This window comes from Chania multitudinisentens RB-25, assembly GCF_000520015.2.
Lineage (GTDB): Bacteria > Pseudomonadota > Gammaproteobacteria > Enterobacterales > Enterobacteriaceae > Chania > Chania multitudinisentens.
The window spans coordinates 731682-744764 of sequence record NZ_CP007044.2 but is presented as its reverse complement, the minus strand read 5'-3'; the positions used below and the strand labels follow the sequence as shown (position 1 = coordinate 744764).

Genomic DNA, 13083 nt, shown 5'->3' with positions numbered 1-13083 from the left:
ATTAGCGGAGAGATGGTTTGCAGGTCAGGCGCTCGTTAACGATTAAGCAGATGGCAGTGGTATCCGGTGTCGCACTGGTTACGATCTGTATCTTTATCGTCATCCAGTTATTCCATTTTGTGCAGCAGCGCAAGGATGACTACGCCCAGCAATTGGAGAATATCGCTCATTCTGTCCGCCAACCGCTGGCTGATGCGGTATTGCGCATGGATGTGCCGAAAACCAAACGTGTACTCAATTCGTTGCTGCCGGTAGGGATACTCACGCGAGCAGATATCGTCCTACCGAACGAGTTTTTGGCCCTAAATGCCAATTTCCCTCCTGAACGACCAGTGCCTGCGCTGGTGGCGCGTATTTTTGAGTTACCGGTGCAGATTTCTGTGCCGCTTTATTCGCTGGAGCGGATGTCAGCTAATCCTCAGCCATTGGCTTATCTGGTGCTACAGGCTGATTCGTTCCGCATGTATCAGTTCATTCTCAGTATGTTGTCCACTCTGCTATCAACTTATCTGTTGTTGGCGTTGATCCTGTCGGTGGCAATTACCTGGTGTATGAATCGGCTACTGGTGTACCCATTGCGCGCGATGGTGAGGGATTTGGAGAATATCTCTCAGGAAGATATGCCTTATCATCAACTGATGCTACCCGCTCAACATCAGGATGACGAGTTGGGCCAGTTGGTGCGTAATTACAACCGCAATCAGCAAATGTTGGCGAAGGCGCATACCGAAATGAGCCGGCTCAGCACGCATAACTCGATTACTGAGCTCCCTAACGCAGTGCTGTTTACCGCACTGCTTGAACAACATATTGCCTCCAGTACGCGCCCGGCCAGTTTTAACCTGCTGGTGGTGGGGATTGAAACATTGCACGTAGCGTCTGGGGTGCTCAACCCGCCAAAGCGTGAAACGCTGTTGCTGATGATGGTGGAAAAACTGCGTACTGCCATTGGCGCTGACTGTGTGCTGGCACAGCTGAGTAATGCTGAGTTTGCTGTGCTGGCGAAAAATATTGAACAACCGTTCCATGCCATGCAATTGGCCAAGCGCATCATGGCAGAGGTGAATACGCCGCTGAATTTGCAGCAAATGGCACTTCGGCCTAGTGCCAGCATTGGTATTGCTCATTTCCCTCATCGCGGGGAAAGTGCAGAGCAACTGTTGCGTAGTGCCATTTCGGCGATGATGTCGGCACACCGTGAGGGCAAAAATCAGATCCTGTTTTTTGAGCCGAGCCTGACGGAAAAAACGCAAAAGCGCCTGACGCAGGAAAGCGAAATCCTGCTGGCGATTGAACAGCGTCGTTTTACGCTGTTTTTGCAACCTCAGGTGGATATGCAAACCCGGCAAGTGCTGGGTGCTGAGGTGTTGTTACGCTGGCGGCAGCATGACGATAGTTTTGTTCTGCCCGCAGACGTGATCCCGCTAGCCGAAGAACTGGGCGTCATTGTCCCTCTCGGTAACTGGGTGCTGGAGGAGTCTTGCCGCATCCTCGAACAATGGCAAAATAAGGGGATTGTGTTGCCATTGGCGGTGAATATTTCTGCGATTCAGCTGCAACATAAAGATTTTATACCGCATCTGAAACAACTCTTGAGCCAGCATCGGATTGAGCCGAGTAAGCTGTTGCTGGAAATCACGGAAACCGCACGTCTCCACGATCTCGATCATACGCTGGTTTTGCTGCGTGAGTTGCAGGGGCTTGGGTTAGCGGTCGTTCTGGATGATTTTGGCATGGGGTACTCCAGCCTGAATTACCTGAATCATCTCAAATGCCTGCCTATCGATTTGATCAAAATCGACAAAAGTTTCATTGATGGTTTACCGGAAGATGATGCGCTAGTACGCATTGTCAGTGCCATTTCAGAAGTGCTCAATCTCCCCGTGATGGCAGAAGGTGTTGAAACCGACGCCCAGCGTGACTGGCTTTTGCAACAGGGTATCCGTAACGGCCAAGGTTTTCTGTTTGCCAAACCCTTGCCCCGTGAGGTATTTGAGGCTCAATTCTGCTCAAATATGTGAGTGGCCTCTTGAAAAGCATAGTTGCTTTTGTTACGTCCGAAAACCGCTATTTAAAACTACCTCTTTTGCGTTAGTTAAAATAAAAACTGACATAAACTGCAATCTTACAGATTAGCTGACGCGTTTCAGCTCTTAAATTCGCATCAACAGATAGGGGGAGGTGCAACAAATTATTTCCATGTTGTTATGTGGGTGTTATTTTCCGCGCAAGCGATAAACAGGACGGACAAGTGAGTTTCCGCCTGGCGCGTTGTAACCCCAAAAGGATGTTTGTATGAAAATGACTCTCTTTAAAAGCCTCTATTTTCAGGTGCTGACAGCAATTACGCTGGGTATCCTGCTTGGCCATTTCTACCCTGACCTCGGCGCCCAGATGAAACCCCTGGGTGATGGATTTGTTAAATTAATCAAAATGATTATCGCCCCCGTGATTTTCTGTACCGTGGTAACCGGTATTGCGGGTATGGAAAGCATGAAGGCCGTTGGCCGGACCGGCGCGATAGCACTGCTGTACTTTGAAATTGTCAGTACCCTTGCCCTGCTGATCGGCCTGGTGATCGTCAACGTGGTGCAACCGGGTGCCGGGATGAACGTGGACCCTGGAACATTGGACGCCAAAGCGGTAGCGGTTTATGCCGAGCAGGCGTCGCAGCAGGGGATCATTCCTTTCCTGCTGGACATCATTCCTGGTAGCGTAGTTGGCGCTTTCGCCAGCGGAAATATTTTGCAGGTATTGCTGTTTGCCGTGCTGTTTGGCTTTGCCCTGCATCGGCTGGGTGAGAAAGGCCAGTTGATTTTTAACGTAATCGACAGTTTCTCGCGGGTGATCTTCGGTATTATCAATATGATCATGCGGTTGGCGCCGCTGGGAGCCTTCGGTGCAATGGCGTTCACCATCGGTAAATACGGTGTGGGTACGCTGGTGCAACTGGGCCAGTTAATCGCTTGTTTCTACATCACCTGTCTTCTGTTTGTGGTGATCGTACTGGGCTCTATCGCACGCGTCACCGGATTTAGCATTTTCAAGTTTATCCGCTATATCAAAGAAGAACTGCTGATTGTATTGGGTACTTCTTCTTCCGAGTCGGTGCTACCGCGCATGCTCGATAAAATGGAAAAACTGGGTTGCAAAAAATCGGTGGTGGGATTGGTTATACCGACCGGTTACTCGTTCAACCTTGATGGAACCTCGATTTACCTGACGATGGCGGCGGTGTTTATCGCCCAGGCGACCAACACCCACATGGATGTTATGCACCAGGTAACCTTGCTGGTGGTGTTACTGCTGTCTTCAAAAGGTGCGGCAGGTGTAACCGGCAGCGGGTTTATCGTGCTGGCGGCGACCATCTCGGCCGTGGGCCACTTACCGCTGGCTGGTTTGGCGCTGATCCTGGGGATTGACCGCTTTATGTCTGAAGCACGTGCTTTGACCAACCTGGTGGGCAACGGTGTTGCAACCGTGGTGGTGGCGAAGTGGTGTAACCAGTTGGATGAGAAACAGCTGAAAGAGGTGCTGAATAATAAGCAGGGTGGCCTGCCATCGAAGAAAACCCAGCCTTCTGCCTAATTTCTCTTGCTAAAACATCGGCTGCGTCTGTAGCCGATGTTGTTTTTGCCCGCCTTTTAGACGTTTTTCTGCCTGAAAATACCCCTATTCATTATTTTTCACTCTGATGGGTGACATCCGCAAAGGCACGCGGTCTAACAGAATGGTACACTTTCCACTTTCCGTCCCATTTGTGAAACTTTGGGCGTCATTGTCGGTTGTGCCAGAAACGAATTTGGTACGACCCAAGTATTCCATTGAACGGAATATTCGCATATAAAAATTGGATAGTCATTAAGTAGGGGTTCACATGCAGGGCACCAGAATTCAGCTTTTAGTGGGTGGGCTGTTGTTGGCTGCGGCCAGCAGCAGTGTGCAGGCTGAAACACTACAACCAGATCCCGCCTGGCAGCAAGGGCAGTTGGAGAATGGTTTTTCTTGGCAGATTCTTGATACGCCACAGCGTCCCAATGATCGTGTTGAACTGCGTTTGATGGTCAACACCGGATCGCTGGTGGAGTCTTCCCAGCAGGTTGGCTTTGCTCATCTGCTGCCGCGCCTTTCTGTTGCGCGTAGCGAGAGTTTTACCGAACCGCAGTTACGTTCGTTATGGCAACAGGGCGTGGACAACGAACGGCCGTTGCCGCCCGCCATCAGCTCTTATGATTTCACGTTGTATAATCTGAGTCTGCCGAATAACCGTCCCGATCTGTTGAAAGAAGCGTTGACCTGGCTCGCTGATACGACGGGTAAATTGGTAATCGACGAGCCCACGGTGCATGCGGTGATGAATGCCAGTGCTGACGCCGACGCTATCGGCACTTTTCCACCCAATCCCAAAGAGGCTTGGTGGCGCTATCGCCTGAAAGACTCAACGCTATTGGCGCACGATCCAGGGCAAGCGGTAAAACAGCCAGTCAATCTTGATGAGTTGAAGAAGTTTTATGAGCAATGGTATACCCCTGATGCGATGACCCTGTATGTGGTCGGTAAAGTAGATAGCCGTAGCCTGAGTGAACAGATCAACAAGGCGTTTTCACCGCTGAAAGGCAAACGTGAAACGCCAGCAACTATGCCAACGCTCCCCCCGCTGTCGCCGCAGCCGGTTAGCCTGATGAACGAGCAGATCAAGCAGGATCAACTGTCGATCATGTGGGATACACAATGGCATCCGATCCGTGATTCACAAAGCCTGAGCCGTTATTGGCGCAGCGACATTGCTCGTGAAGCTTTGTTCTGGCATATCCAGCAGGTGTTGCAGAAGAACGAACAGAAAAATATCCAGCTTGGTTTCGATTGCCGGGTACAGTATCAGCGTGCTCAGTGCGCTATTCATCTGGATTCACCCAATGACAGCCTGAACACCGGTTTGGCTTTTATTGCCCGTGAGTTGGCTAACCTGCGTGATAAGGGTTTTTCACAGGATGAATTCGACGCTTTGCTGGCACAGAAAACCGATCAGTTGAGCAAGCTGTTTGCCACCTATGCTCGCACGGATACGGATATCCTGATGAGCCAGCGGCTGCGTTCGCAGCAGAGCGGCGTGGTGGATATCGCACCAGAACAGTATCAGAGGTTGCGTCAGGCCTTCCTTGCCTCGTTAACGCTGGAAGCGCTGAATCAAGAATTGAAGTTGCAACTGTCACAGGATGCCACGCTGGTGCTGATGCAGCCAAAGGGTGAACCAGAGATGAACATGAAACAGTTGCAGGAAACCTACAACAGTATCATGGCGCCAACGGCTCCTGCTGCGGTCAATGAAGAAGCGAAATCGGTTGATGAGGCAGCTGTGCCAGAAACCACAACACCGTAGCGTTATACGCTAAGTAATTCGAGTTGCAGGCGCAGCCAGCCCACCTGCAACTCGGCGTATGATGATATGAGGCAGAGTGTTGCCCCTGGTTTTAATTACGATAAAGCACTTTGATGATGTGATAGCCAAACTGGGTTTTCACCGGGCCGTAGGGCTTCAGCAGTGGAATGCTGAACACGGCTTTATCAAAGGCCGCCACCATGGTGCCTTTGTTGAACTCACCCAGGGAGCCCCCATTGCGCTTTGACGGGCAGCTTGAATATTTGCGTGCCAGCGTGTCGAAGCTGACACCGCGCTTCAGTTTGGCCAGCAGCTCCTCGGCCAGCTTTTCGTTATCCACCAGAATGTGCAAGGCACAAGCCGTTTTTGCCATGATCTTATCCGTTCAGTGATGCAGAATGGTTGCTATTATACCTGTTAAATCTTGCTGGGGCTTTCTGCTACAATCCTTGCCCCACGTCATGAAAGTCGAGCCATAAAGCGCCATGCGATTGAATCCCAGCCAACAACAAGCCGTCGAATTCGTTACCGGGCCCTGCTTGGTGCTGGCCGGTGCGGGTTCCGGTAAGACACGCGTGATCACCAACAAAATCGCTCATCTGATCCACCAATGTGGTTATCAGGCGCGGCATATTGCTGCCGTGACGTTTACCAACAAAGCTGCACGAGAAATGAAAGAGCGTGTGGCGCAAACCATGGGGCGCAAAGAAACACGCGGGCTGATGATTTCCACCTTCCATACCCTGGGGTTGGAAGTGATTAAACGGGAATACGCCGCGTTGGGGATGAAGGCCAATTTTTCGCTGTTCGACGATCAGGATCAATTGGCGTTACTGAAAGAACTGACTGAGAAATGGTTGGAAAACGATAAAACGCTGGTAGCGCAGCTGATCTCCACCATTTCCAACTGGAAGAATGACCTGATAGATCCGCCGCGGGCGATGGCCTTGGCACGTTCCGAGCGCGATAAGCTGTTTGCTCACTGTTATGGGCTGTATGATGCCCATATGAAAGCCTGTAACGTACTGGATTTTGATGATTTAATCCTGCTGCCAACGCTGCTGCTGCAACGTAATCAAGAGGTGTGTGAACGCTGGCAGAACCGTATCCGCTATCTGTTGGTGGATGAGTATCAGGACACCAATACCAGCCAATACGAACTGGTTAAACTGCTGGTCGGTAACCGTGCGCGTTTTACGGTGGTAGGGGATGATGACCAATCGATTTACTCTTGGCGCGGCGCGCGCCCGCAAAATCTGGTGTTGTTGAAGGAGGATTTTCCTCATTTACAGGTGGTCAAGCTAGAGCAAAATTACCGTTCCAGCGAACGCATTCTCAAAGCCGCCAATATCCTGATCGCTAACAATCCACATGTGTTTGAAAAAAAGCTGTTTTCTGAGTTGGGCTACGGTGAGGAGCTGAAAGTTGTTACTGCCAATAATGAAGACCATGAAGCCGAGCGCGTGGTGGGAGAACTGATTGCGCATCACTTTGTGAAAAAAACCCACTACGGCGATTATGCGATTCTGTATCGGGGTAACCATCAGTCACGGCTGTTTGAAAAAATGCTGATGCAGAACCGCATTCCGTACAAGATTTCTGGTGGCACCTCCTTTTTTTCGCGGCCGGAAATCAAAGACTTGCTGGCTTATCTGCGCGTACTTACTAACCCGGATGATGACAGTGCGTTCCTGCGCATCGTCAATACCCCGAAGCGTGAGATCGGCTCCACGACATTACAAAAGCTGGGTGAATGGGCCAATCAACGTAATAAGAGCCTGTTCCGCGCCAGTTTTGATCTTGGTTTGAGCCAGCACCTGGCTGCCCGTGGGTTGGAATCGTTACAGCGTTTTACGCACTGGATGGAGGGCGTTGCCCAATTAGTGGAGCGTGAACCGGTAGCGGCGGTGCGTGATCTGATCCACGGTATTGATTACGAAAGTTGGCTGTTTGAGACTTCACCCAGCCCGAAAGCGGCTGAAATGCGCATGAAGAACGTCAACACGCTGTTTGGCTGGATGACCGAGATGCTGGAAGGCAGCGATCTGGACGAGCCTATGACGCTGACGCAGGTGGTGACCCGTTTCACCCTGCGTGACATGATGGAACGTGGTGAAAGCGATGAAGAGTCGGATCAGGTACAGTTGATGACGCTGCACGCGTCTAAAGGATTGGAGTTCCCCTATGTGTTCCTGGTGGGCATGGAAGAAGGCTTATTACCACATCAAAGCAGCATTGATGAGGATAATATCGACGAAGAGCGGCGGCTGGCCTATGTAGGTATCACCCGCGCCCAAAAAGAGCTGATTTTCACGCTGTGCCGCGAACGCCGGCAATACGGTGAGCTGGTGCGCCCTGAACCAAGCCGTTTCCTGTTGGAGCTGCCACAGGATGATTTAGCCTGGGAGAGCGAACGCAAGGTGATCAGCCCGGAAGAACGGATGCAGAAAGGGCAAAGCCATCTGGCCAGCGTGAAAGCGATGCTGGTGAAAGCAAAAGGTGGGAATTAATCATACGAGCGTGCTGCCGAAGCCAGCTATTAAGCCCGGATATATTCGGGCTAAAAGAAGGGTGCTAAACGCCTCTTTATCACCTCAGTGCTGTTCGCTCAGAAATAGCGGCCAATGAACATAACTCTGCCAATGACTTTCCTGCTCCAGCGCTTCTGCACGCAGCGGGTGTTGTTCCAGCCAGCCAGACGGCAAAATCACGTGCAGTTCTTCATCGTCGGCGCGTAGGCACACCGCGGGGAGAGTATCGTCCCGGCGGCGGCTGGCAAAGATGATAGCTAAACGCAGAATACGACATAAACGTTGAGCCATACGCGGCGGCATGGCGTTTTGCTGGCTCAGCAGCGGTAAATCAATAGCATTGCTCTGGTTTTGCAACAGTGCTGCAAGCAGCGTTTTTTGTGCGGGGGTGAAGCCGGGTAAATCCAAATTGCGGATCAGATAAGCCGCGTGTTGTGGTGCCTGTTTGAAGTCAACGCTAAGGCCGATTTCGTGAATCAGGCAGGCCGCATGCAACAGCTCGCAACATCGCGTATCGAGTTGCCACTCATTGGCGATCTGCAAAGAAAAATGGGTGGCAAGTTGGCTGACACGTTCAGCTTGCTCGGTATCCAGCAGATAACGGCGTTGCAGATTGTACAGGGTACGGCTGCGGATATCCTGTTTGATTGGCATATGTAGCATACCATAGACCAACCCTTCGCGTAGTGCGCCGCCGGCCAGCGTCATACATTCAATGTTCAATTCCTGGAAGATTGCCAGCAGGATCGACAAGCCACTGGGGAACACCAGTGCGCGCTCCAGCGTAAGGCCTTCGATTTCTAATTCTTCCAGCCTGCCACACTGTATGGCGCGCTGTTTCAGTTGGCGCAGTTTGGACAGCGTAATGCGTTCGTCCATGCCCTGAGCCATCATGATTTCTTGCAGTGCTTGCACAGTGCCGGATGCGCCAACGCAGATCTGCCAACCCTGTTGGCGCAATTGTGGAGCCACAGGGCGCACTATTTCACGTGCGGCCTGTTCGGCAGCCGCAAAATTTTCTGCCCCCAGATTACGGTCGTTGAAAAAACGTTCAAGCCAGGTGACACACCCCATCGACAGGCTGTAGAGCTGTGTTGCTTGTGCCCCGCTACCGGTGACCAGTTCAGTGCTGCCGCCACCAATATCGACCACCAGGCGTTGATCCGGGCCACCGGTAGTGTGCGCAACGCCCTGATAAATCAGGCGGGCTTCTTCTTCACCGCTGATCACTTGAATCGGGCAACCGAGGAGTTCCTCAGCAGTCTGCAAGAATTCCCCGGCGTTATTCGCCAGGCGCAATGTTGCAGTGGCGACCACACGAATTTGCTCGCGTGGAATATCCTGTAAACGCTCTGAAAATAGTTTCAGGCATTGCCAGCCGCGCTGCATGGCTTCATGCGACAGGTGATTATGCTTATCCAACCCGCCAGCCAGACGCACTTTGCGCTTGATGCGAGCCAGGATCTGAATGCTGCCAGCGACCTCACGCACCACCAACATATGGAAGCTGTTGGAGCCGAGATCGATAGCGGCATAAAGAGTGTTGGAATTGAGCATAATTATCCCTTGTGCTTTGCGGGCTGTAGCCGTGTGCCCCAGTCACTTAACGGCACCAGCTCTTGGGGATGAGTGAGCTGGCGGCCTGGTTGCAACGTGCAATTCATTGGGGAAATTAACCTGGACGCCGACGATTGTTACGTGGAGCACCACCGCCACGACGTGGCGCCGAATTACGGCGTGGGCCGTTGCCACCGCGTGGACGTGCCAGGCGTTTTGGCGCAGGTAGATCGGTTAGCAATGCATCGCTGTTATATTTGCTCACTGGGATGCTGTGGCCGGTATAAGTCTCAATGGCAGGCAGATTGAGGGCATACTCTTCACAGGCCAGGCTGATGGAGTGGCCGCTTTCGCCTGCGCGGCCTGTACGGCCAATGCGGTGTACGTAATCTTCGCAGTCGTCAGGAAGATCGTAATTGAAGACGTGAGTCACCAGTGGGATGTGCAGGCCGCGTGCGGCGACGTCGGTGGCGACCAGAATATCCAGATTGCCTTTGGTGAAATCGTCCAGAATGCGCAGGCGTTTTTTCTGTGCCACATCGCCGGTCAACAAGCCTACACGGTGACCATCGGCAGCCAGATGACCCCAAATGTCTTCACAGCGGTGCTTAGTATTGGCGAAAATGATGCAGCGATCTGGCCACTCTTCTTCGATCAAGGTCTGTAACAGACGCATTTTCTCTTCATTGGAGGGGTAGAAGAGTTCCTCTTGAATCCGATGGCCGGTTTTTTGTTCTGGCTCCACTTCAATATATTCGGCGTTGTTCATCTGCTCGAATGCCAATTCGCGAACGCGATAAGATAAGGTGGCAGAGAACAACATATTCAGGCGTTGATCGACCGCAGGCATGCGGCGGAATAGCCAACGGATATCTTTGATAAAGCCCAGATCGTACATACGATCGGCTTCATCCAGTACCACGACCTGAATTGCCCCCAGATCGATATAGTTCTGTTTGGCGTAATCGATTAAACGGCCCGTGGTCCCAACCAGGATATCTACACCGCTTTCCAGTACTTTCAACTGCTTATCGTAACCATCACCGCCATAGGCCAGGCCCAGTTTCATGCCGGTGGATTGTGAAAGGGTTTCTGCATCAGAATGGATCTGTACCGCCAGTTCACGCGTTGGTGCCATGATCAAGGCACGCGGCTGATTGGTTTGGCGGCCTTCTTTCGCCGGGTGGGACAGCAAATAGTGAAAAGTAGACGCTAAAAATGCCAGCGTCTTTCCGGTACCGGTTTGCGCCTGACCTGCAACGTCACGCCCAGAGAGCGTAAGCGGCAATGCTAACGCCTGGATGGGCGTGCAATTACGAAACCCTTTTTTTTCAAGGGCTTCAAGAACTAACGGGTGCAGGGCGAAGTCGGAAAACTTCTGTTCGGTCAAGTGTGTTTTGCTCATAGTGTGGTAGAATATCAGTTAACTATTGCTTTACGAAAGCATATCCGTTGAAATAAAAACGGTGAAATAAAATCACCTGAGTTGGTTTTCTGCTACACCAACTAGGTAGACTTAATCCAGTGGAGTAGAACATGAGCGATAAAATTATTCACCTGACTGATGACAGCTTCAACGCTGATGTGCTGAAAGCCGAAGGGCCAATTCTGGTTGATTTTTGGGCTGAATGGTGTGGTCCGTGTAAGATGATTGCTCCGATTTTGGATGAGATTGCCGAAGAGTTTGCAGGCAAACTGACCATTACCAAGCTGAACATCGATCAAAACCCAGCTACCGCACCTAAATATGGTATTCGCGGCATCCCTACGCTGTTGTTGTTCAAGAACGGTGAAGTGGCAGCAACCAAGGTGGGTGCTCTGTCCAAAGGTCAACTCAAAGATTTTTTGAACGCGAACCTGTAACCCAATTTCTGGTTACCGCCGGGCTGTAAACGCGTAATAATGTAATCCATCAGGTGCGTTGACAAGAACGGATTTTAGCGTCATCTGCATAGTGATGATGCGATGTATGATAGGTGTCTGGGGGAGGATGTGTAATTCACCGCTAGACGCCTGCTCTAAAGCGTGTTAAATTTGACCACACTGCATATAAAACTTGCCTTAAGCATTAAATCTAAAGAATTTGAATCTAAGTTTTACTCTGTGTTGAATCATTGGCATTGAATGCGAATTCGGTCTATGTTTCGACAACCATACAGTTTTGCAAAAAAACAGTTTTAAGGCGTCCTCGAGCTTAAACCGTTAATGCATACGTCTCATGTAAGCTACTTCTTACCGTGACGGCTCAACGGCCCGGTGATCGAACGCCCAGTAGACAGGCACGTATGACGCTGCCATACCATTCACGATATAAGTTCGAGACATACCCCGAGTTTAAGAACCCACCATTATGAATCTTACCGAATTAAAGAATACGCCGGTTTCTGATCTGATTAGTCTCGGCGAAAGTATGGGGTTGGAAAACCTTGCCCGCCTGCGCAAGCAGGACATTATCTTCTCTATACTTAAGCAACATGCGAAAAGCGGGGAAGATATCTTCGGTGATGGCGTGTTGGAAATATTACAGGACGGGTTTGGTTTCCTCCGTTCTGGAGACAGTTCCTACCTCGCCGGCCCTGATGATATCTACGTTTCCCCCAGCCAAATTCGCCGTTTCAACCTCCGCACAGGTGATACCATTTCCGGTAAGATTCGTCCGCCAAAAGAAGGCGAGCGTTATTTTGCTCTGTTGAAAGTGAATGAAGTCAACTACGACAAACCGGAAAATGCCCGCAGCAAGATCCTGTTCGAAAACTTGACGCCGCTGCACGCTAATTCTCGTTTGCGCATGGAACGCGGCAATGGCTCCACTGAAGATCTGACGGCACGCGTGCTGGATCTGGCAGCGCCGATTGGCCGTGGTCAACGTGGTTTGATAGTGGCGCCGCCGAAGGCTGGTAAGACCATGCTGTTGCAAAATATTGCGCAGAGCATCGCTTACAACCATCCAGACTGTGTCCTCATGGTGTTGCTGATTGACGAACGTCCAGAAGAAGTGACCGAGATGCAGCGTCTGGTAAAAGGTGAAGTTATCGCTTCTACCTTTGATGAGCCAGCTTCCCGCCACGTGCAGGTTGCAGAAATGGTGATTGAAAAGGCTAAACGTCTGGTTGAACATAAAAAAGACGTTATCATTCTGCTTGATTCGATCACCCGTTTGGCGCGAGCTTACAACACCGTGGTGCCTGCTTCCGGCAAGGTGTTGACCGGTGGTGTAGATGCCAACGCCCTGCATCGTCCAAAGCGTTTCTTCGGTGCTGCACGTAACGTTGAGGAAGGGGGAAGCCTGACCATCATCGCTACTGCGCTGGTCGATACGGGTTCCAAAATGGACGAGGTTATCTACGAAGAGTTTAAAGGTACTGGTAACATGGAGTTGCATCTGGCGCGTAAAATCGCTGAGAAGCGTGTATTCCCTGCTATCGATTACAACCGTTCCGGTACTCGTAAAGAAGAATTGCTCACAACGTCTGAAGAACTGCAAAAAATGTGGATCTTGCGCAAGATCATTCATCCGATGGGCGAGATCGATGCGATGGAGTTCCTCATTAATAAATTGGCAATGACCAAAACCAATGATGAATTCTTTGACATGATGAAACGTTCATAATTCAG

The 13083-nt window shown here is 51.0% G+C and carries 9 protein-coding genes; 6 read left to right on the top strand and 3 right to left on the bottom strand.

Features of this window, described 5'->3' with window-relative positions; translation table 11 throughout:
• The first annotated feature begins 17 nt into the window (after positions 1-17).
• The 3 genes from hmsP to Z042_RS03245 all read left to right on the top strand — a co-directional run bounded on the left by hmsP (position 18) and on the right by Z042_RS03245 (position 5380).
• Entirely contained in the window at positions 18-2021 is a 2004-nt protein-coding gene (gene hmsP / locus Z042_RS03255) for a biofilm formation regulator HmsP (protein WP_024912384.1), read from the top strand.
• 274 nt (positions 2022-2295) lie between these two features.
• Positions 2296-3588: a dicarboxylate/amino acid:cation symporter gene (locus Z042_RS03250; protein ID WP_024912383.1), complete on the top strand. Its 1293-nt coding sequence runs from the start codon at positions 2296-2298 to the stop codon at positions 3586-3588.
• Between the two features lie 289 nt (positions 3589-3877).
• Positions 3878-5380, top strand: a complete 1503-nt coding sequence (locus tag Z042_RS03245; protein WP_024912382.1) for a M16 family metallopeptidase — start codon at positions 3878-3880, stop codon at positions 5378-5380.
• A 91-nt stretch (positions 5381-5471) separates the two neighbouring features.
• Here the strand turns inward: Z042_RS03245 and ppiC are convergent, their stop codons facing one another.
• Complete coding sequence (gene ppiC, locus Z042_RS03240) at positions 5472-5753, bottom strand: peptidylprolyl isomerase PpiC (RefSeq protein ID WP_024912381.1); 282 nt, start codon at positions 5751-5753, stop codon at positions 5472-5474.
• Between the two features lie 112 nt (positions 5754-5865).
• On the opposite strand from ppiC, the gene rep reads away from it, so the two are divergent.
• On the top strand, positions 5866-7890 hold the full coding sequence (gene rep, locus Z042_RS03235) for a DNA helicase Rep (RefSeq protein ID WP_024912380.1): 2025 nt from the start codon (positions 5866-5868) through the stop codon (positions 7888-7890).
• Between the two features lie 84 nt (positions 7891-7974).
• Here rep and ppx read toward each other — a convergent pair whose 3' ends face one another.
• Both ppx and rhlB read right to left on the bottom strand, forming a co-directional pair.
• Positions 7975-9468: an exopolyphosphatase gene (ppx, locus tag Z042_RS03230; RefSeq protein ID WP_037406464.1), complete on the bottom strand. Its 1494-nt coding sequence runs from the start codon at positions 9466-9468 to the stop codon at positions 7975-7977.
• A 115-nt stretch (positions 9469-9583) separates the two neighbouring features.
• Complete coding sequence (rhlB, locus tag Z042_RS03225; protein ID WP_024912378.1) at positions 9584-10873, bottom strand: ATP-dependent RNA helicase RhlB; 1290 nt, start codon at positions 10871-10873, stop codon at positions 9584-9586.
• Between the two features lie 131 nt (positions 10874-11004).
• Here rhlB and trxA point away from each other — a divergent pair, with 131 nt between their 5' ends.
• The gene (trxA, locus tag Z042_RS03220; RefSeq protein WP_024912377.1) at positions 11005-11331 is read left to right on the top strand and encodes a thioredoxin TrxA; all 327 of its coding nucleotides are present in this window, start codon (positions 11005-11007) and stop codon (positions 11329-11331) included.
• A gap of 487 nt (positions 11332-11818) precedes the next feature.
• Positions 11819-13078 carry a transcription termination factor Rho gene (gene rho, locus Z042_RS03215; protein ID WP_024912376.1) on the top strand — a complete coding sequence of 420 codons (1260 nt, stop codon included), beginning with the start codon at positions 11819-11821 and terminating at the stop codon, positions 13076-13078.
• Positions 13079-13083: the final 5 nt, after the last annotated feature.